Source organism: Salipaludibacillus neizhouensis (assembly GCF_002886185.1).
GTDB classification, from domain to species: domain Bacteria; phylum Bacillota; class Bacilli; order Bacillales; family Salisediminibacteriaceae; genus Salipaludibacillus; species Salipaludibacillus neizhouensis.
In genome coordinates this window covers 724,886-744,317 of record NZ_KZ614146.1, presented here as the reverse complement: position 1 = coordinate 744,317, position 19,432 = coordinate 724,886, and the positions used below count along the sequence as shown (strand labels likewise).

The window sequence follows — 19,432 nt, the reverse complement described above, 5'->3', positions numbered from 1 at the left end:
TTAAAAAATAAAGGTATATCTAATAGGTTAGCAAACCCATTGATACACCTTTACTTTATTGATTCTCTCTTTGATTCACTTTCGTTCGGTAGTCTGTTTCGTAATACTCTAATTCTTCTCTCACTGTCTGGATAGGTCCTTCAATAGTTTGTACAACTTCTTTTACCATCCTAGGGACCTCGTTACGAAAACGAATCGCATTTTTTCCTGTGTAGGCTGCTCGACTATCCTCATACCATACATCATAATGCGGCTGAAAAAATTCTTCAATGCATTGATGAAAAATCCAGTACAACGTTTTTTCAGCTGCTGCTTTTCTGAAATTTTCGCTACGCAAAATAATATTACCCGATTCTCTGCCTTCTTCAAAAAAAACAAGAAGACGCCTAAATTGATCAAGAATTAATTCAAAATCCTCAGTTGAAGTATTGGTAGTTGATTTAACTAAATCTTCTAGTCGGATCTCATTTAAGAAAGATCTTATTTCCCCGGATACATCTTTCATATTCCCCATGGTAATCTGAAGCTGCTGCCTGACTAGATCATTTCCCATTTCTGAACTCCCCTCTATCTGGTTACTTCTATTTTAGCTCTTGTGAGGCCAATTGTTCCTGAAACTTCTCGAAAAATAAGTCAACTTCACCTTCTACATCTTCTTCTGATTGATCTGTTAAAGGTGGTAATTCTTCAATAGTACGTAATCCAAATTGCTCTAAAAACTGTTTTGTTGTTCCATATAAAATTGCTCTACCTGTTCCCTCGACTCTACCCACTTCTTTAATAAGACCCTTGGCACTTAATGTGCGGATCGGGCGTTCAGATTTCACACCACGGATATCTTCAATTTCCATCCGCGACAATGGCTGCTTATAGGCTATAATCGCCAGAGATTCAAGTGCCGCTTGGGATAGCGTCGTTGAAGTTGGAGATTGCACGAGGCGCTTAAAAAACTCTGCATGCTCTTTTTTCGTCGTTAGCTGGTATCCCCCAGCCAATTCAACTAATTGTATTCCCCTTTGCTCTGATTGATACATCTCTTTCATCTCAGCAAGATAAAATTTTAATGTTTTTCTATCTAATTCAAGGACCTCCATTAGTTGCTTTTCATCTATACCCTCTTCGCCGGATACAAATAAAAGTCCTTCTATCACAGCTTTAATTTCATGACTCTTCAATGGATGGACCTCCTTGTGCGTAAACCATAATATCTTCAAAATTTCTTTCTTGTTCGCATCGAATAGCGTTCGCCTTCATCAATTCCAGTAAAGCTAAAAATGTCACCACAAGGTGAGGTTGATCATCCTCTTTAAATAAATCTGAGAAACGGCTTCTGCCTTTCTTCAAATAGAGAGCTTCCACAATTTGTGACATACGTTCATCAATAGGAACCTCTTGTCGATTTATAGTTGAAATGGTAGGTTTAATTTTTTTATTTCTTTTCTTCATTTTTTGAAAGGCTTGAAGCATATCATAAATAGAGGCATTAACAGGAGTGCTTTGACCTTCTTCTTTATCCTCAAGTAAAGGCGTCAAGTCTGTCATTGGTTTAGAGAATAAATCACTTCTTTCTGTCTCTCGCGTTCTTAGTTCACCAGCTGCTTCTTTGTATTTTTTATATTCTATAAGACGCTGCATTAAGTCATCTCGCGTATCTTCCTCTTCCATCACCAAATCTTCATCCCATACCTCTTCTTCGACAGGAAGAAGAAGTTTGCTCTTCATATGCAACAGCGTGGACGCCATTACTAAGTATTCACTGGCTACATCGAGGTGAAGGGTTTGCATAGCATGAATATAAGTCATATATTGCTCAGTAATTTCTTTTACTGGTATATCATAAAGGTCTAGGTCATTCTTTTGAATAAGGTGTAAAAGTAAGTCTAAAGGCCCCTCAAAGGCGTGTAGCTTTACGCTGTATTGAATCATTTGTTTATTTCCCCGTTCTTAGTAAGATCTGCTTAAATTATACCATATTCCGAAAAACTGGACCTATTTTCCGCTAAAATTGCCTGCTCTTTCTTTCCTCGAAACAATCGTTTATTATAAGAGATATAAACATACCTTTTGGAGGAAGCAATGAAAAAATATGCGAATGAATATATTGAATACTTACTGCATTTCCAAAGTTCCAGAGATTATTTTGAATGTCATGAAATCATGGAAGAATTTTGGTTAGAAAATGATCGTGATTTAAAATGGTTATTATTAATTCAACTTGCAGTAGCTGTTTATCATGAGAGACAGAAAAATTTCACAGGTAGCTTAAGGCTTTACCGAAAAACACTGTTATACTTGCGAAACCAGCCAGCTCTATTAGATGAATTAAGTATTCACGGTGGAGATCTGGAACAACAAGTGAAATCTCGGATTAAAACGATATTAAATGAGGGAGAGTATGAACCCTTTAATTTACCATTAACTGATGACATGCTTATTAAAAAGTGTGAAATCCTGTCAAAAGAAAAAGGTTGGGTATGGTTATATAAAAATGACGCCAGTAATCCTGATCTAACTTATCGTCATAAACGTCGTGACCGTAGTGAAGTTATTGAAGCAAGACATCAGTCTCTTTTATATAAACAACAGAAAAGAGGAGGTCTCAAAAGGTAATAAAGACCTTTTGAGACCTCCCTATAATAATGAAAAAAATGAAACCTCCGTATCTTTTAAAAACCCATTAGGAACATATTTGTTCTAATAGGTTGCTCAGAGCTGAGCCCTTGCCAATCAAATTTACACTTTTTTTCGACAATGTTTTAAAAAATGATCTGTATGCTTTAAGCCTATTAAATAAACAGAATACTTGTCTTCCATTGCCTGAACCATCGTTAATGCTAATCCTTCGTTTCTGTGTGAGGGATCAACCGTTAAATCTCGTAAATAGACGTCCTCGTTATCTTCTTCTACACCAATAACTCCGACAAATTGATTCGCTTCCGTCCGCCATAAATAAAGCTTCAAAGTTTCTGATTTTGTATACTTATCAATCACTTTTTGAATCTTTTTGATACTTTTTTCTCCCGGCATAAAAGAGAGTAAACCCATGGCAATTTTTTCATGTTCCTTTTTATATGATACAAGCATTTATTCATCCCTCATCGTTCGCTTTGTTCTCTATATTATGAACATCAATTAGAAAACGTAACCTCCCTAGACGACTAATTCCTTGTTATCTAGTAAAGTTTTTTGATAAATTTGCCATTTCAATGGCTCCAGCAGCAGCTTCCCATCCTTTATTACCAGCTTTTGTTCCTGCTCTTTCAATAGCTTGCTCAATCGTATCCGTTGTAAGTACACCGAAAATTACAGGGATTCCCGATGAAAGTGACAAGGAACCTACTCCTTTAGCTACTTCACTACACACATAATCAAAGTGTGGAGTCGAGCCGCGAATAACAGTTCCTAGTGTAACAATCGCATCATATTTCCCTGAGTCAGCCATTTTTTTCGCAATAAGAGGAATTTCAAATGCGCCTGGGACCCAAGCTATATCGACATCTTCGTCATTCACTCCGTGGCGTTTAAAAGCGTCTACTGCACCTCCAAGAAGTTTACCAGTAATAAATTCATTGAATCGACCAACAACGATTCCAACCTTTAAATCTGTTCCAATTAAATTTCCTTCATATACATTTCCCATCATACATCCTCCTAATATTTATTTATAAATGCAAATAATGACCTAATTTTTCTTTTTTCGTTTTTAAATAATTTTCATTGTTTTTCGTTTGCGGCATTTGCAATGCAATACGATCTACTATTTCAAGATCATAACCGCTCAATCCAGTAATCTTTCTCGGGTTGTTTGTTAACAACTTCATTTTTCTAATGCCTAAATCTCTTAAGATTTGAGCACCAATACCATAATCGCGCAAATCCGGAGCGAATCCAAGTTTTTCGTTTGCTTGGACTGTGTCATAACCTTCTTCTTGAAGCTTATAAGCTCTCATTTTATTAAGGAGGCCTATTCCTCTGCCTTCTTGCCTCATATATAAGACAACTCCTGAACCTGCTTCTTCAATTTGAGCAAGCGCTGCATGTAGCTGAGGTTTGCAATCACACCGTTGAGAACCAAAAACATCCCCTGTTAAACATTCAGAATGTACACGGACAAGTGTTGGTTTTTCGCCGCCAATCTCCCCTTTTACAATCGCTACATGTTCTTTTCCATCCACGACATTAGAATAACCAAAAGCTTTGAAATCACCGAAATCGGTAGGAAGGTTAATTTCAACTTCTTGCTGAACTAATTTATCTTTCCTGTTTCGATATTTAATCAAGTCTTTAATTGTAATCATTTTCAGATTATGTTCCAAGGCAATTTTATGAAGGTCAGGAACCCTTGCCATTGTACCATCTTCTTTAATTATTTCACAAATGACACCTGCAGGCTCTGAACCGCACAATCTCGCTAAATCAACCGTCGCTTCTGTATGACCGGCTCTGCGAAGAACTCCTCCCTCTTTTGCGATTAACGGAAAGATGTGACCAGGTCTTTGAAAATCTGCAGCTTTTGTATTCTTATCAATAAGACTTTTTACTGTTATCGATCTTTCAGGTGCAGAGATGCCTGTTGTTGTATGTTTATGATCAATACTCACTGTAAAAGCTGTACCATGTGGATCAGAATTTCTGTCGACCATAGATGATAAACCAAGTTTCTCGGCTCTCTCAGGTGTAATAGGTGCACACACAAGACCTCTCCCGTGTGTAATCATAAAATTAATTACCTCAGGTGTTGTCTTTTCTGCCAAAGCAACGAAGTCCCCTTCATTTTCTCTATCCTCATCATCACATACAATAACTACTTCACCTTGTGCTAACGCATAAATTGCTTCTTCAATAGGATCAAATATCTTCATCATTGTACCTCCTCTCGTTATAAATACCCGTTCTCTTCTAGAAAGCTTTCAGTCAAATTCCCAGATGTTTTTTTCTCCGGTAACTTTTTCTGAAACAGAAGTTCTTCTATATATTTAGCTAACATATCGCATTCGATATTCACAATATCTCCGGGCCCTTTTTGGCCTAGAATCGTCTCTTGAATAGTATGTGGGATGATCGAGATCGTAAACACATTCTCATTTAAGCCAAAAATAGTTAAGCTAGTGCCATCAACCGTGACACTGCCCTTCATCATCATAAATTTTCTAAGTTCAGCTGAAATTTCTATCTCATAATAAACAGCGTTGTGCTCTGGTCTTTTTGCTCTAATCGTACCTATTCCATCAACGTGCCCGGATACAAAATGTCCTCCAAAACGTCCATTTGCTGGCATTGCACGTTCTAAGTTAACTTCCGAGCGAGAAGTTAAACTCTGTAGACTTGTACTTCGAACTGTTTCAGGCATGATGTCAACTGTAAATGACGTCGCTTGAAAAGAGGTAACTGTCAAACATACGCCATTAACAGAAATACTATCCCCTAATTTGACATCAGCCAATATTTTAGAAGCCTCAATCGACATCACGATAGATTCTCCAGATTGACGAATGCTTTCTACTCGACCTTTTTCTTCAATGATTCCCGTAAACATCGTTATTCCTCCTTTTTTTCGTAAATTAGCTTTAAATCTTGACCAAGTTTATCTATAGACAGTAAAGCTAACCTGGGAGCGTCCTTTAATAATTGTATACCTTCCCCGGAGAAAGAAGAGGCGGCTGAAGCTCCGCCTATAATAACTGGAGCGAGATACTTAACTAACCGTTGAAACTTACCTGCTCTGAGAAAACTATCGTTTACTGTTCCGCCACCTTCTACTAGTAGCGAAGTCACTTGTTCTTTCCCAATCACTTGCAAAAGTTCTTTAATAGCAAGGCTCTCATTTTTTAGAACAAACACTTTCACATTTTTATTTTCTATCTGTGTTATTTTATCCAAAGAAGCTCGGTTTGTTGTCATTATCCATGTTTTTGCTTCATTGTCATGCAACATTTTTGCTTGAACTGGAATACGCAACTGACGATCCAATACGATACGAATGGGGCTTTTTCCACCGTCATTCAACCTCGTTGTTAGTAAAGGGTCGTCCTTTAATACTGTTTCTACACCAACTAGAATTGCATCATGTTCATATCTTAGTTCATGAACGTCTAACCTGGCGGCTTCTCCAGTAATCCATTTGCTTTCACCGGAAGTTGTCGCAATCTTACCATCGATACTTGAAGCAGTTTTAAGTGTTACGTATGGTGTTCCTGTGCGAATATAATGGAAGAACACTCGATTCAATTGATCTGCTTCTTCCTTCATAACACCAACTTCTACTTCTATTTTTGCCTGTCTTAGTTTTTCAATCCCATTTCCCGCAACTTTAGGGTTGGGGTCCATTGAGGCTATGACGACTTTTGATATACCACTTGCTATAACAGCATCAGCGCAAGGTGGCGTGCGACCATGATGTGAGCAAGGTTCAAGCGTTACATACATCGTAGCACCAACTGCATTCCTTTTAGCCATTTCTAACGCATGACGCTCTGCGTGGGGTTCTCCTGCTTTCAAATGAGCACCCATTCCTATTATTTCGTGATTTTTTACAATAACAGCACCTACAACTGGATTAGGTGATGTTTGTCCTACGGTTTGCTTTGCTAAGTCAATGGCAAGCTTCATATATTGATTTTCCAAGTGAAGCCTCCCCTTCCTATTCATAATTTTGACAACAAAAAATCCCGAAAGATGAAGATCCTTCAGGACATAAGTACAGAATATGAAAAGTAAAGAAAAGGATTATTTTGTTTTTAGACACAATGGCAGAATATCTATTTTAAAAAAGGAATTCCCTTTTTAAGACAGATTTCTCCCAATCGTTAGAACAAATCCTTTTTTTAACCGTCATAATCCTTCTCCCATCCAGACTTTACTGTCGGCTTTGGAGTTTCACCAAATCCACCGTTACTAAAAAAATAGTACCGGGTCACGGACTAAGAGGCATTGCCTCATCACCGCCGGTTGGGAATTTCACCCTACCCCGAAGGAATCGGTTTATTCAATTTTGTTTATTATATCACAAGTCTTAGATTCGACAATAAAATATGCTTTTAATTAAAGAATTTTCCGGAATATTATTAAAATTAGAACATGGAGGTTCTTCAAATTCTCTAAAAAGTGAACACTTCCATGACCAATACTCCAAGCCTTCATGGAAAATTCAAACGAGTCACTGATAAAATCTTATTTTCAGAAAACAAAAAACGACCGCCAAAAATATGCGGTCGTTAAGTTAATTGATTATGCTTCGTAAACAGTAACTTCTTTCATAACGTCACCTTGTTTAATTCTATCTACTGAATCAAGACCTTCAATTACCTGACCAAAAACAGTATGAACACCGTCTAAGTGCGGCTGTGGGTCAAGCACTAAGAAAAATTGACTTCCACCAGTATCTTTACCCGCGTGAGCCATTGAAAGACTTCCTTTTTGATGTTTATGAGGATTTCCTTCTGTTTCACATTTAATTGTATAACCCGGTCCGCCTGCACCAGATCCATTTGGACAACCACCTTGTGCTACAAACCCTGGGATCACACGGTGGAAATTTAATCCGTTATAAAAACCGTCATTAGCAAGTTTCTCAAAGTTAGCAACCGTACCTGGTGCTTCGTCGGGATAAAATTCAATCACTACTTTTTCTCCATTTTCAAACGTAATTTCACCTTTTTTCATATCTAAAACCTCCATAGTATTTTTAATTATGTACACATTCTTTATTTTACACTAGTTAAATACAGAAAGAAACTAGATAGCATTTTATCTAGTTTCCTCTACGTTATTAAACTATTTTTATACCGTACCTTCTACCCGATTCTGTCCCTTCACAGCACTATAACGACGTTCATGCCGAACAAGGTCTTCAAATGATTCTCGTTCTATAACACATTCATGCTCTCCGTTTTCAACAAAAACTACCGCTGGACGTAATATGCGATTATAATTATTTGCCATGGAATAACCGTATGCACCTGTTGAAAATACCGCTAAAATATCCCCCTGTGTAGTCTGTGGCAAGGAAATATCCCAGATAAGCATGTCTCCACTTTCACAGCACTTACCGGCAATACTGACAACCTCTGTATTTTCTTCGTTAGCTTTATTTGCAAGAACCGCTTCATATTCAGCCTGATAGAGTGCCGGGCGAATATTATCAGTCATCCCGCCATCAACTGAAATATAGGTGCGAATGTCGGGGATGTCTTTTCTACTTCCTATACTGTAAAGCGTTGTACCTGCTTCTCCAACCAAAGCACGACCTGGCTCAATCCAAATTTCCGGTACTGGCATGTCTAATTTCGCTGCTTCTTCTTTGGTTTTGTCAACCATATAATCAATATAAACATGGAGAGGAAGAGGGTGATCCTGGTCACCGTATCGAATCCCAAAACCACCACCTAAATTAAGTACATTTGGATAATAATCTAAGGTTTCTTTCCAAGCAGCTAAAGAACGGTAAATTTCTTTCACAGCTTCCTGGAATCCTTCCGCTTTAAAAATTTGTGAACCTATATGGGAATGTACACCCTGTAAAGTTAAAAAGGAATGAGATAATATCATTTTTATAGCTTTCTTCGCTTGCCCACTGTTTAAATCAAAGCCAAATTTAGAATCTTCTTGACCGGTTGAAATATATTCATGTGTATGGGCTTCGACACCTGGAGTAATTCTGATCAAAACATCCATCTTCGTTTTGTTTGTTTCTGTTATCGCCATTAACCATGCCAATTCTGTGAAATTATCCACAACAATACAGCCAATTTTTTCCTTCACTGCCATTTCCAGCTCATCCGGCGTCTTGTTATTTCCGTGAAAATGGATTCTTTCTACAGGGAAGCCTGCCTGCAATGCTGTGTAGAGCTCACCACTTGAACAGACATCCAAACTTAAGCCCAATTCATCGGCCAATTCGACCATCGCTATGCAGCTGAACGCTTTACTAGCATATGCTATTTGATAATTTACACCTTGATTTATAAATGCTTCCTGAAACTCATGTGCTCTATTTCGAATATCTTTCACATCGTATACAAATAGTGGTGTACCATATGTTTCCGCAAGGGTAGTGGCATCTACCCCGCCAATTGTCAAATGACCTTCTTGGTTGACACTACTAGTACCATAAAAACCCATCTATATCACTCCTTATCAGCAAACCCTCTCGGTTCTTTTATATATGAATAAAAAAAAGAATGAATGCGAAACACATCCATTCCTCTTGGTTTTCGATTAGTCCATCGGTTTCCAATAGGATAGTGCTCCACTACAAACGCAGTGACAGTGCATAGTTTATTCAACTATACCCCAGCAAGCTAAGTCAAGGAAACACAGCTGCTTCGGCAATTCGACCTTTCCTCTGTTTTCATAGCTGCCCTGAAGCTCCAACAGTATACTTTTTCGAGATTGCACCTCTACCTAATTACAAGTTTTTATTCATTTTGTTAAACAATAGCATAGTTAAATTATTCACGCAACAACTTTACGTTTTTCTCTGCTTAATTGAATCGACTGGATGGACAACGCTAGGTCTTTTCCGTTTAAGCGGAACTGCTTGACGTATAAAAATATCCATTGCAGCGTGGGGATATAGCGGTAAAAATGGCCATAAATATGGCGCATTTAACGCTTTTCTTCCGGCTAAATATGCAAGCGAAATCACACAGGTGATAACAAATCCCGGGACACCGAAAAAACCGACTGCAAGTATTATAACTAATCGAAGTAATTTTATTGCTACGCCGAGCTCATGACTAGGTGTGGCAAAGATGCCTATAGCAGCTAAGGCTGCATACAGAATTACTTCCGGGACAAATAGTCCTACTTGAATGGCAATGTCACCAATTAACAAGGCAGCGACAAGACCTAATGCAGTAGCCATCGGGGCCGGGGTGTGAATCGCTGCCATTCTCAATAGTTCAATCCCTAATTCTGCAAATAATATTTGTCCAAATATAGGTATATTTCCGGCCTCTTCATTTGGTCCTATAAATTCAAGGTTAGCAGGTAATAGACCGGGATCTTTCACTACTAATAACCAAAAAGGCAAAATGAATAAGGAAAACAAAATCCCTGCAAACCTTATCCACCTCATAAAGGTGCCAACCAAAGGCGCTTGTCTATATTCTTCTGCATGCTGTACATGATGAAAAAATGTTGTTGGCAGTATGATCACACTGGGAGAAGTGTCTACAAACAAAATGACATGACCTTCAAATAAATGGGTGGCAGCTACATCTGGTCTCTCTGTATATCTAACCATCGGAAAGGGATTCCAGCCTTGTTTGACTAGAAATTCCTCTACCATTTTATCTGCCATCGTTAAGCCGTCTATATCAATTCCGTCTAATTCTTTTTTAATTACTTCTACCAAGTCTGGATCCACTATCCCCTCGATGTAAGTAATACAAATATCTGTTTTTGACCTTTTACCTACCTGGGTCATTTCATTTCTAAGTCTTTCATCACGAATCCTTCTTCTTGTCAATGCTGTGTTCTCGATAATATTTTCTGTGAATCCGTCACGACTGCCTCTTATTACTCTCTCTAAATCAGGTTCCTCAGGTCCTCGACCAGGATAGCTCCTCACATCGACAATGATTGCTTCAGATTCACCTTCAATTAAGATAAACATGAGCCCTGAAAGCATCTGCTTTATCGCATATTCCAACAAATCCGTCGTTTCAACTTGAACATGTGTCAGATGATTCTCTATTTCTTTACGAACATCCAGCTTTTTACTATGAGTGGTATCAAGAAACATTAATTCTTTAAGTATTTCAATTACGTAATCAATGTCACATAATCCATTAGTGATATAAAACTGAACTTCTTTATCTAATATATGTAACTTTCTAACGTCTACATCAAAGCTTTTTCCGATTCCAACTCTTCTTGTAATTTCCGCTTCATTTACAAGAATGTTAGGTGATATTTTGGGCTTTTTATCTGTTTCTTTTTGTGATTCACCCATATTAAAAGTCCCCTTTCTATTGTGATCACACATAGTATGAGTGAATAAGGAAGAATCAATACAAAAAAAACAACTCAACTTTATTCGTTGAGTTGTTCCTTTAATTGTAGTAATATTTTTTTCTCCAGCCGTGATACTTGAACCTGTGAAATTCCCAATCTAGTAGCCACTTGAGATTGCGTCTGATCTTTATAATAACGTAAAAAAATAATTAGTTTTTCGCGTTCCGACAATTTTTCCACTTCTTCTTTAAGCGCTATTTTTTCAAACCACTCCGAATTGCTATCATCAGAGATTTGATCTAATATTGTGATTGGTTCCCCATCATTTTCATATACTGTCTCATGAATAGAAGCCAATTGTCTGCTCGCTTCCTGGGCAAAAACAACCTCCTCAGGTGAAATGTCTAACTGTTTAGCAATCTCTTTCACTGTAGGAACTCTACCAAGACTTTTGGATAATTCATCACTCATTCTTCGAATATGATTAGCAGTTTCTTTAATCGACCGGCTTACTTTCACTGTTCCATCATCTCTTAGAAACCGCTGAATCTCTCCTATGATCATTGGAACTGCATATGTGGAAAACTTTACGTTAAAGCTTAGGTCAAATTTATCGACAGACTTTATTAATCCAATACACCCAATTTGATATAAATCATCCTGGTCGTATCCCCGGTTCATAAAACGCTGCACCACAGACCATACTAATCTCGTATTATGGTGAACAATTTTTTCACGTGAAGCTTTATTACCACTTTGAGCTTCTTTAATTAACTTTTTGACCTCTTTATCTTCTAGGTGTTTCCGTTTTTCTTTTTTCACATTGGCACTCATCATAAAATCCCTCTCAATTCGCTAGTGCTTTAGAATTTGAGAGACGTTTCGTCAAGGTTACCGTTGTCCCGTTCATTGGTTCTGATTCCACTTGCAAATTGTCCATAAAGTTCTCCATAATAGTGAATCCCATTCCACTTCTTTCAAGTTCAGGTAATGACGTAAATAAAGGCTGCTTCGCTTCTTCAAGATCATTGATGCCTCGTCCCTCGTCCCGAACAATCAAGTGAACCGTTTCTCTTTCTAACATTACTTCAATATAAATTGTACCTTCATTGCCTTCTCCATAACCATGAATAATCGCATTCGTTACAGCTTCACTCACAACCGTTTTGATTTCAGTTAACTCATCCATTGTTGGATCCAACTGTGTGACAAATGCGCCTACGGATACTCTGGCAAACGATTCATTTTCACTAATTGCTGAAAAAGATAATTCCATGCGATTATTCATGACGCCACCACTCCTAAACTGCTTAATCCTTCTCGCTCGTTGGATGTAATTGAAACAATTTTATATATCCCCGAAAGTTCGAATAACCTTTTAACCTGAGGAGAAATGCAACATACGACCATTTCTCCTCCCATTGCCTGCACCCTCTTATAACGACCTAGAACAACGCCAAGTCCAGAGCTATCCATAAAAGTTAATTTTTCTAAATTTAATAGTACATGAGTTAAATTATTTTCAGATAAAGCAGCGTCCACTCTTTCCCGCAGATTAACTGCAGCGTGATGATCAAGTTCCCCAACAAGACGCACGCATAAAACTTCTTCTCTTTTTTCCAAGTCAATCAATAAATTCATGTTTCAACCTCTCCTTCTCCATTTTCTTCACCACATATTTAAAATGGTTTACGTAGCTAATTCCATCTATTTCTCTTTATTTCCTTCTCAAAAACAAAACTAGTGCTACTTCGCTAAAACAATTCAAATTTAGCATTCTTCTCTAAGAGGCATTTCCAAAAAGAACTTCACTTGTTCGTTTCATCAGTCTCCAAAAAGAAGCTTCTTCCACATCTTCCGTGGCAATAAGCGGCATAGATAGGAGTGTCTCGCCATCTCTTTCAAGCGAAATAGTGCCTAACTCATCGCCCTTTTGAATTGGTGCTCGTACATCTTCTTTCCATACTGTCTTTTCTAATAACCCATCTGTTTTTTCTCCTTTTTTCATTAGAATCGAAACAGGTTCTTTTGCACTAACACTTACGCTAGATTCAGCACCTTTATCAACCTTTACTTCACCTAGAATATCTGTTGCTTCATGCTGAGTGTGAAGGGCGAATTGACTGTATGCATAATCAAACATTTCGGTAACTTGGCGATTTCTCTCTTTTGGAGATGGAGCACCCATAACGACAGCAATCATCCTCATTCCATCTTTGTTCGCACTAGCAGTCAAACAATACATTGCTTCTCTGGTGAATCCAGTCTTCAATCCATCTGCACCAGGATAAAATTTAACTAATTTATTCGTATTTACTAACCAGAAAGGGTTATCTGTATTTTCTCTCAAATAATCTTCGTACAAGCTCGTGTACTCCGTAATTTCCTCGTGTTTTAATAATTCCTTTGCCATCACTGCCATATCGTAAGCCGATGTCTCATGATTAGCAGCTGGAAGGCCGTTCGTATTCTGAAAAGTAGTATTTTCTAATTCCAGTTCCTTTGCTTTTTGATTCATTTCTTTCACAAATTCTTCTTCAGACCCTGCCAAAAACTCAGCCATTGCTACAGTCGCATCATTACCAGAGGCAATAGCAATCCCTTTCATTAATTCCTTGACTGTCATTTCTTCCCCAGGTTCCAGAAAAATTTGTGAACCACCCATAGAAGCAGCTTTTTCACTGACGCGAACTGTGTCTTCCCAAGTAATTTCCTCGTTATCCAACGCTTCCATAATTAACAACATTGTCATAATTTTGGTCATACTTGCCGGTGGAAGCTTTTCTTGACTATTTTTTTCAAAGAGAATTGTCCCCGTATCCCTCTCCATTAAAATAGCAGATGTCGCTTCTTCCGCAAACTCATACTGATCTTCTTCCGCATTCGCTTGATTCATTGGTGTTAAAAAAACAAGGGTCGTTACCAAGCCAATAAGTATCTTTTTCACACGTATCCCTCCGATTATTATCAATCTATGCCCTTCTATTTTCTCCAAAAAGTCTAGTCTTATTCTTTAATGAATTTATTTCTTTATGAAAAACTTTCATACACCTGTTTATGGTACCTCATTCAAATAAAAGGATTGCTCGTAGAAGAATAAACCGAAGATATCAAAAGCGGCGACTCTAGCAGAAATATCAATAGCTTCAGAGCTATGTTAACAGAGGAAGAGGCATGTTCATTTCACGAGGAGGCAGAATTAAAAAAAAGCCGTCATAAAAAGTTGGTTAACTTTCCTTGACGGCTAAACTTTAAAACTTTACGTGATAATGTCATACACTAATGTAGGAGCAGAGACTGGATCAGACGAAAAGTGATAAGAAGCTAACACTTTACTCTTCGAATCAATGACATCTTTTTGATTCGAATAAATAGTAGCTAAAGATTCACCCTTTTTAACGAAATCTCCTATTTTTTTATGTAACTCGATTCCTACAGCAAGGTCAATCACGGAGTCCTTTGTAGCGCGACCAGCTCCTAATACCATTGCAGCGGTCCCTATATGATCAGCTTCTATACCTGATACAAATCCATCTTTCTCAGCAAGGACAGATTCTTTAAAGGATGCTTGCGGAAGTTTTTCTGGATTATCGACCACAGAAGGATCACCTTTTTGCGATTCAATAAAAATCTTAAATTGCTCTAAAGCTTTACCCGAATTGATAGACTCTTCAAGCATCTCCCGCGCTTCCTCTAACGTATCTGCTTTATTGGCAACCATGACCATGTGACTGCCTAATGTTAAACATAAATCCGTTAAATCTTCCGGTCCCTCACCTTTTAACGTATCAATTGCTTCTTTCACTTCCAATGCATTTCCTATCATAAAACCTAACGGCTGGCTCATATCTGATATGATTGCTGACGTTTTACGACCAAGATTATTCCCAATTTGAACCATCGCTTCCGCTAACTCTTTTGACTGAGACAATTCTTTCATAAATGCACCAGCACCTGTTTTTACATCAAGGACGATACCATCAGCACCTGATGCAATTTTCTTGCTCATGATTGAACTCGCAATAAGCGGAATCGAATTAACCGTAGCTGTTACGTCCCGCAGGCCATAAAGCTTTTTGTCTGCTGGGGTTAAGTTTTGCGTTTGACCAATTACCGCTGCTTTATTCGTATTTACTAGGTCAATAAATTCATCATTTGTGATTTCTACACTAAAACCTGGAATGGCTTCTAATTTGTCAATTGTGCCACCTGTATGACCAAGGCCACGACCACTCATTTTAGCTACAGGAACACCTAAGCTAGCTACAAGAGGAGCTAATACCAGCGTCGTTGTATCTCCTACCCCGCCAGTGGAATGCTTGTCGACTTTTATACCTTTAATTGCAGATAAATCTATCGTATCCCCAGAGTGGACCATTGCTTCCGTTAAGAAGGCACGCTCCTCCTGTGTCATGTCCTGGAAAAATACTGCCATTGCCCATGCACTAATTTGATAATCTGGAATTTCATCCGTAGAATAACCATGAATAATAAAATCGATTTCTTCCTTCGTATGAGCTTGACCGTCCCGCTTCTTTTCGATTAAGTCTACCATTCTCATGATTCATTCCTCCTTATTTTTTTACCCAAAGACTCTCGTTTCCACTTTTTAATATCTCTTTAACGAGTTCTTTAAAGCGGGGTTTTGCTTTCGCCGCAACTTTCATAACTTCCTCATGAGTAATTCCTTCGATTGTTTCTCCGATTGCCATATCAGTAATACAAGATATCCCGAGAACATTCATGGACATATGACTTGCCACCATCACTTCAGGTACCGTAGACATTCCTACGACATCTGCACCAAATTTCCGCAGCATGATTAATTCCGCTCCAGACATGTATGTTGGACCACTTACAGCCACATAAACTCCTTTTTGAAGGGTTTGACCAAGCTTCTTTCCTGTCTCTAATGCAAACTCTCTCAATGTAGAAGTATACGCTTGACTCATATCCGGAAAACGAGGTCCATAATCATCAAGATTTTGACCAATGAGAGGGTTTGCTCCTGTAAAGTTTATATGGTCGTTAATAACCATTAAGTCACCTGGTTGGAAGTTTTCATTCATCCCTCCACAAGCATTCGTCACAATCAAACCACGACACCCTAGTTCTTTCATCACACGAACTGGAAAGGTTACTTGTTGCATCGAGTATCCTTCATAAAAATGAAACCTTCCTTGCATAGCAACAACTACTTTTCCTTCCATCTTGCCAATAACTAGTTGCCCTTTATGTCCTTCTACTGTCGAAGAAGGAAAATGTGGAATTTTATCAAAAGGAATGATTAAAGCATCTTCAATTTCATCAGCCAATTCTCCAAGCCCAGAGCCTAAGATCATGCCAATTTTAGGTTGAACGTCGATTTGCTTTTTTATCCATTCTGATGATTCATGAATCATCTCTGAAGTTATCATCTTAATTCTTCCCTTCGGCCATATTTAGGACAATTTGTTTTACATAAGAAAGAAAATCTGCTTTTACTTGTTCCGTCGTCTCCATCACTTCGTCATGCGTTAATGGCTGATCCAAAATTCCAGCTGCCATATTAGAAATGCATGAAATTCCTAAAACTTTCATGTCACTATGTCTGGCAACAATAACCTCTGGAACGGTAGACATGCCGACTGCATCTCCTCCAAGTGTTCGAAGCATGTGAATTTCGGCAGGGGTTTCATAGGTTGGTCCCGTATTACCCACATAAATGCCTTCTTGAACTTTGAAATTCATATCTTTAGCTACCTGATGAGCAAACTGAACAAGCTCTGCCGTATACGCTTGTGACATGTCAGGGAAACGCACGCCGAGCTCGTCATTATTAGAACCTATCAGTGGATTGTCACCAAACATATTTAAATGATCTTTAATAATCATCAAATTACCAGGTTCGAAAGTTTCGTTAATTCCCCCGGCAGCATTTGTAACAATTAATTGTTCAACACCAATTGCTTTCATTACTCTAACCGGAAGAGTTACCAAATCCATTGAATACCCTTCGTAGTAATGAAATCTCCCTTGCATAGCTACTACTGTTTTCCCTTGTAATTCACCTATGACAAGTTGGCCTTTATGACCTGTTACTGTAGAAGTTGGAAATCCGGGAATCTCTTGATAAGGAATATGAATAGGTGATTCAATTTCCTCTGCCAACACTCCTAAACCTGAGCCTAATATAAGTCCTATCGAAGGTTTGGATACAAGTTTTTTTTCAATATACTCTCTTGCTTCTTTGATCATTTCGCTATTTGACATCTGTCTCAGCTCCTATTTTAATTCTTGTAAAAAACTTTTCCCTATACTTGGTAAATTAACCTCAAAATTATCCGCAATGGTTGCACCTATATCTGCAAATGATTTTCTGATTCCTAAAGATTTTCCGTTTTTCATTCTTGTATTATAAACAAGTAACGGTACATATTCTCTCGTATGATCCGTCCCATGGTGGATAGGATCGTTTCCATGATCAGCTGTAATGATTAGTAAATCGTCTTCTTTCAGCTTCTCCAAAATCTCAGGTAACCTTGCATCATACTCTTCTAACGCATCACCATAACCTATAGGATCTCGCCTGTGTCCAAATTTCGCATCAAAATCTACAAGGTTCAGAAAACTCAATCCTTTAAAATCCATCAGCAAAGACTCTGACAACTTATCCATTCCATCCATATTTGAAGTTGTTCTTAGTGATTTAGTAATTCCTTCTCCATCATAAATATCGGATATTTTCCCTATTGCAATGGACTCATAGCCTCCATCCACAAGTTCATTCATGACTGTTCTCCCAAATGGTTTAAGGGCGTAATCGTGACGATTCGATGTTCGTTCCCATTTTCCGGGTGAGCCTAAAAAAGGTCGTGCAATCACTCGTCCTACCATGTATTTTTCATCTAATGTTAGTTCACGAGCCATTTCACAAATTTCCCAGAGCTCTTCAGGAGGAACAATCGTTTCATGTGCTGCGATTTGAAGAACGGAGTCAGCAGATGTGTATACTATAAGCCCCCCCGTTTTCATATGTTCTGCACCTAATTCCTCTAGAATTTCAGTGCCTGATGCAGGTTTATTACCCAATACTTTTCTATTCGTCCTCTGCTCTATATCAGCAATCAACTCTTTTGGAAAACCGTTAGGAAACGTTCGAAAAGGTTGGTCTATGTGAAGACCCATAATCTCCCAGTGTCCTGTCATTGTATCTTTACCTACAGAAGCCTCTTCCATTTTACCAAAATAAGCTTTTGGACTTTCCGGTTTTGCACAGCCTTGATATTCTTTAACACAAGGTAAGCCTAGTTGGTCCATGTTTGGCATTTTTAAACCATCCTTGGCTTCTGCAATATGTCCTAATGTATCTGCGCCTATATCGTTGAATTCCTTTGCATCTGGTGACTCCCCGATTCCTACAGAATCCATCACAACCAAAAAAACGCGTTGATAACGTTTGCTCATTATAATACCTCCTAAAATGTAACTGTATCTATGGTTACTATACCCTGATCCACTAAAACTACCGCAAATCCATTGATGTCTGAAGTCAGACCTCTTATTCGTTTTTTAAATCCTTTTAAGCTCTTGGATGATATTGCGAGTAAACTTCTTTCATTCGAACTTTAGTAACATGTGTGTATATTTGCGTCGTTGAAATATCCGCATGCCCTAACATCTCTTGAACCGCTCTTAAATCAGCTCCATTTTCTAAAAGGTGTGTTGCAAATGAGTGCCTTAATGTATGTGGAGTAAGTTCTTTTTCAATACGAGCATCCTTTGAAATTTGTTTTAATACTTTCCAAAAACCTTGGCGACTAATTGACCTTCCATGATGGTTAACAAATAAAAAGTCATGATCCTGCTTTTTGGATAACTTAGGCCGACTAGTTTGCAAGTATTTCTCTAAGCTTTCACTCGCGACTTGTCCTAAAGGAATAATTCTTTCTTTGTTCCCTTTCCCAATGCACCGAATAAATCCCATATGTAGATGAATATCAGCTAATTTCATCGTACAAAGTTCGGTTACTCGAATTCCCGTTGCGTAAAGAAGCTCTAGCATTGCTTTATTTCTCATACCTAATGGTGTTCGTTCGTCTGGTGCTTCCAATAACATTTCTACTTCTGATGTGGATAAAACCTTTGGTAGATTTTTATCTGGCCGTGGGCTCTCAATATGTAAAGTTGGATCATGTGAAATGATCGATTCCCTTTGCATAAATTGATGAAAAGAACGAACTGTTGAAAGCATTCTCGTTAAGGATGAACTCGCTCTCCCCAACTCTTTAAGATGTTTCAAGAACTGAAGAATAGTTGATTTTTGAATTGCTTCTACAGACTGTATTCCTGCCTGATTTACAACAAAGGTGAGATACGTTGTTAAATCTTTTTCATAGGCTTTTGTTGAATTTGTTGCAAGACCCTTTTCTACAATTAAAAATTGAATAAACGCTTTCAGATGCTTTTCCAATCTTTTATTCCACCCCTCTAA

The 19,432-nt window shown here is 38.1% G+C and carries 21 protein-coding genes and 2 riboswitches; of the genes, 1 reads left to right on the top strand and 20 read right to left on the bottom strand.

The window, feature by feature from the left end:
• Window positions 1–55: 55 nt before the first annotated feature.
• Genes CEF18_RS03415 through CEF18_RS03405 form a run of 3 tightly spaced genes read right to left on the bottom strand, consistent with a single transcriptional unit; the run spans window position 56 to window position 1,926 of the window.
• A complete protein-coding gene (locus CEF18_RS03415; RefSeq protein WP_110935191.1) occupies window positions 56–553 on the bottom strand; it encodes a DUF3907 family protein in 498 nt (165 codons plus the stop codon).
• A 28-nt stretch (window positions 554–581) separates the two neighbouring features.
• Window positions 582–1,175: an SMC-Scp complex subunit ScpB gene (scpB, locus tag CEF18_RS03410; RefSeq protein WP_110935190.1), complete on the bottom strand. Its 594-nt coding sequence runs from the start codon at window positions 1,173–1,175 to the stop codon at window positions 582–584.
• Window positions 1,162–1,926, bottom strand: a complete 765-nt coding sequence (locus tag CEF18_RS03405; protein ID WP_110935189.1) for a segregation/condensation protein A — start codon at window positions 1,924–1,926, stop codon at window positions 1,162–1,164. The genes scpB and CEF18_RS03405 overlap by 14 nt, the downstream gene beginning before the upstream one ends.
• A gap of 150 nt (window positions 1,927–2,076) precedes the next feature.
• Here CEF18_RS03405 and CEF18_RS03400 point away from each other — a divergent pair, with 150 nt between their 5' ends.
• Window positions 2,077–2,610, top strand: a complete 534-nt coding sequence (locus tag CEF18_RS03400) for a DUF309 domain-containing protein (protein ID WP_110935188.1) — start codon at window positions 2,077–2,079, stop codon at window positions 2,608–2,610.
• A 123-nt stretch (window positions 2,611–2,733) separates the two neighbouring features.
• Here the strand turns inward: CEF18_RS03400 and CEF18_RS03395 are convergent, their stop codons facing one another.
• The 17 genes from CEF18_RS03395 to xerD form a co-directional block, all read right to left on the bottom strand.
• Window positions 2,734–3,084 carry a GNAT family N-acetyltransferase gene (locus tag CEF18_RS03395; RefSeq protein WP_110935187.1) on the bottom strand — a complete coding sequence of 117 codons (351 nt, stop codon included), beginning with the start codon at window positions 3,082–3,084 and terminating at the stop codon, window positions 2,734–2,736.
• An 85-nt stretch (window positions 3,085–3,169) separates the two neighbouring features.
• The gene (ribH, locus tag CEF18_RS03390; protein ID WP_110935186.1) at window positions 3,170–3,640 is read right to left on the bottom strand and encodes a 6,7-dimethyl-8-ribityllumazine synthase; all 471 of its coding nucleotides are present in this window, start codon (window positions 3,638–3,640) and stop codon (window positions 3,170–3,172) included.
• Window positions 3,641–3,662: 22 nt separating this feature from the next.
• Window positions 3,663–4,862 carry a bifunctional 3,4-dihydroxy-2-butanone-4-phosphate synthase/GTP cyclohydrolase II gene (locus tag CEF18_RS03385; protein ID WP_310793573.1) on the bottom strand — a complete coding sequence of 400 codons (1,200 nt, stop codon included), beginning with the start codon at window positions 4,860–4,862 and terminating at the stop codon, window positions 3,663–3,665.
• 17 nt (window positions 4,863–4,879) lie between these two features.
• Entirely contained in the window at window positions 4,880–5,536 is a 657-nt protein-coding gene (gene ribE / locus CEF18_RS03380) for a riboflavin synthase (protein ID WP_110935185.1), read from the bottom strand.
• Between the two features lie 2 nt (window positions 5,537–5,538).
• A complete protein-coding gene (gene ribD, locus CEF18_RS03375; RefSeq protein WP_407690381.1) occupies window positions 5,539–6,624 on the bottom strand; it encodes a bifunctional diaminohydroxyphosphoribosylaminopyrimidine deaminase/5-amino-6-(5-phosphoribosylamino)uracil reductase RibD in 1,086 nt (361 codons plus the stop codon).
• Between the two features lie 209 nt (window positions 6,625–6,833).
• Window positions 6,834–6,979: riboswitch (FMN riboswitch) on the bottom strand.
• Window positions 6,980–7,227: 248 nt separating this feature from the next.
• Entirely contained in the window at window positions 7,228–7,662 is a 435-nt protein-coding gene (locus tag CEF18_RS03370; RefSeq protein ID WP_110935183.1) for a peptidylprolyl isomerase, read from the bottom strand.
• Between the two features lie 117 nt (window positions 7,663–7,779).
• On the bottom strand, window positions 7,780–9,120 hold the full coding sequence (lysA, locus tag CEF18_RS03365) for a diaminopimelate decarboxylase (protein ID WP_110935182.1): 1,341 nt from the start codon (window positions 9,118–9,120) through the stop codon (window positions 7,780–7,782).
• Window positions 9,121–9,232: 112 nt separating this feature from the next.
• Window positions 9,233–9,409: riboswitch (Lysine riboswitch) on the bottom strand.
• Window positions 9,410–9,466: 57 nt separating this feature from the next.
• Entirely contained in the window at window positions 9,467–10,957 is a 1,491-nt protein-coding gene (locus CEF18_RS03360) for a spore germination protein (RefSeq protein ID WP_110935181.1), read from the bottom strand.
• Between the two features lie 80 nt (window positions 10,958–11,037).
• On the bottom strand, window positions 11,038–11,793 hold the full coding sequence (sigF, locus tag CEF18_RS03355) for an RNA polymerase sporulation sigma factor SigF (protein WP_110937572.1): 756 nt from the start codon (window positions 11,791–11,793) through the stop codon (window positions 11,038–11,040).
• Window positions 11,794–11,806: 13 nt separating this feature from the next.
• Window positions 11,807–12,247: an anti-sigma F factor gene (spoIIAB, locus tag CEF18_RS03350; protein WP_110935180.1), complete on the bottom strand. Its 441-nt coding sequence runs from the start codon at window positions 12,245–12,247 to the stop codon at window positions 11,807–11,809.
• On the bottom strand, window positions 12,244–12,600 hold the full coding sequence (gene spoIIAA / locus CEF18_RS03345) for an anti-sigma F factor antagonist (protein ID WP_110935179.1): 357 nt from the start codon (window positions 12,598–12,600) through the stop codon (window positions 12,244–12,246). The genes spoIIAB and spoIIAA overlap by 4 nt, the downstream gene beginning before the upstream one ends.
• A gap of 142 nt (window positions 12,601–12,742) precedes the next feature.
• Entirely contained in the window at window positions 12,743–13,906 is a 1,164-nt protein-coding gene (locus tag CEF18_RS03340) for a D-alanyl-D-alanine carboxypeptidase family protein (RefSeq protein WP_220693815.1), read from the bottom strand.
• Between the two features lie 312 nt (window positions 13,907–14,218).
• Window positions 14,219–15,520 carry a pyrimidine-nucleoside phosphorylase gene (locus tag CEF18_RS03335; protein WP_110935178.1) on the bottom strand — a complete coding sequence of 434 codons (1,302 nt, stop codon included), beginning with the start codon at window positions 15,518–15,520 and terminating at the stop codon, window positions 14,219–14,221.
• A gap of 13 nt (window positions 15,521–15,533) precedes the next feature.
• On the bottom strand, window positions 15,534–16,376 hold the full coding sequence (locus CEF18_RS03330; protein WP_110935177.1) for a purine-nucleoside phosphorylase: 843 nt from the start codon (window positions 16,374–16,376) through the stop codon (window positions 15,534–15,536).
• Between the two features lies 1 nt (window position 16,377).
• Entirely contained in the window at window positions 16,378–17,211 is an 834-nt protein-coding gene (locus CEF18_RS03325; RefSeq protein ID WP_110935176.1) for a purine-nucleoside phosphorylase, read from the bottom strand.
• 12 nt (window positions 17,212–17,223) lie between these two features.
• Window positions 17,224–18,405 (bottom strand): phosphopentomutase, encoded by a 1,182-nt coding sequence (deoB, locus tag CEF18_RS03320; RefSeq protein WP_110935175.1) that lies wholly within the window; start codon window positions 18,403–18,405, stop codon window positions 17,224–17,226.
• Window positions 18,406–18,520: 115 nt separating this feature from the next.
• The gene (gene xerD / locus CEF18_RS03315) at window positions 18,521–19,411 is read right to left on the bottom strand and encodes a site-specific tyrosine recombinase XerD (RefSeq protein WP_110935174.1); all 891 of its coding nucleotides are present in this window, start codon (window positions 19,409–19,411) and stop codon (window positions 18,521–18,523) included.
• Window positions 19,412–19,432: the final 21 nt, after the last annotated feature.

Excerpts from the sequence above, each read along its gene's own strand:
- CEF18_RS03360 (WP_110935181.1), bottom strand. The coding sequence starts at position 10,957 with ATGGGTGAATCACAAAAAGAAACAGATAAAAAGCCCAAAATATCACCT.
- CEF18_RS03325 (WP_110935176.1), bottom strand. The coding sequence starts at position 17,211 with ATGTCAAATAGCGAAATGATCAAAGAAGCAAGAGAGTATATTGAAAAA.
- CEF18_RS03400 (WP_110935188.1), top strand. The coding sequence starts at position 2,077 with ATGAAAAAATATGCGAATGAATATATTGAATACTTACTGCATTTCCAA.
- CEF18_RS03335 (WP_110935178.1), bottom strand. The coding sequence starts at position 15,520 with ATGAGAATGGTAGACTTAATCGAAAAGAAGCGGGACGGTCAAGCTCAT.
- CEF18_RS03405 (WP_110935189.1), bottom strand. The coding sequence starts at position 1,926 with ATGATTCAATACAGCGTAAAGCTACACGCCTTTGAGGGGCCTTTAGAC.
- sigF (WP_110937572.1), bottom strand. The coding sequence starts at position 11,793 with ATGAGTGCCAATGTGAAAAAAGAAAAACGGAAACACCTAGAAGATAAA.
- CEF18_RS03385 (WP_310793573.1), bottom strand. The coding sequence starts at position 4,862 with ATGAAGATATTTGATCCTATTGAAGAAGCAATTTATGCGTTAGCACAA.
- CEF18_RS03395 (WP_110935187.1), bottom strand. The coding sequence starts at position 3,084 with ATGCTTGTATCATATAAAAAGGAACATGAAAAAATTGCCATGGGTTTA.
- CEF18_RS03330 (WP_110935177.1), bottom strand. The coding sequence starts at position 16,376 with ATGATAACTTCAGAGATGATTCATGAATCATCAGAATGGATAAAAAAG.
- ribH (WP_110935186.1), bottom strand. The coding sequence starts at position 3,640 with ATGGGAAATGTATATGAAGGAAATTTAATTGGAACAGATTTAAAGGTT.
- spoIIAA (WP_110935179.1), bottom strand. The coding sequence starts at position 12,600 with ATGAATTTATTGATTGACTTGGAAAAAAGAGAAGAAGTTTTATGCGTG.
- deoB (WP_110935175.1), bottom strand. The coding sequence starts at position 18,405 with ATGAGCAAACGTTATCAACGCGTTTTTTTGGTTGTGATGGATTCTGTA.
- CEF18_RS03370 (WP_110935183.1), bottom strand. The coding sequence starts at position 7,662 with ATGAAAAAAGGTGAAATTACGTTTGAAAATGGAGAAAAAGTAGTGATT.
- lysA (WP_110935182.1), bottom strand. The coding sequence starts at position 9,120 with ATGGGTTTTTATGGTACTAGTAGTGTCAACCAAGAAGGTCATTTGACA.
- CEF18_RS03415 (WP_110935191.1), bottom strand. The coding sequence starts at position 553 with ATGGGAAATGATCTAGTCAGGCAGCAGCTTCAGATTACCATGGGGAAT.
- ribE (WP_110935185.1), bottom strand. The coding sequence starts at position 5,536 with ATGTTTACGGGAATCATTGAAGAAAAAGGTCGAGTAGAAAGCATTCGT.
- spoIIAB (WP_110935180.1), bottom strand. The coding sequence starts at position 12,247 with ATGAATAATCGCATGGAATTATCTTTTTCAGCAATTAGTGAAAATGAA.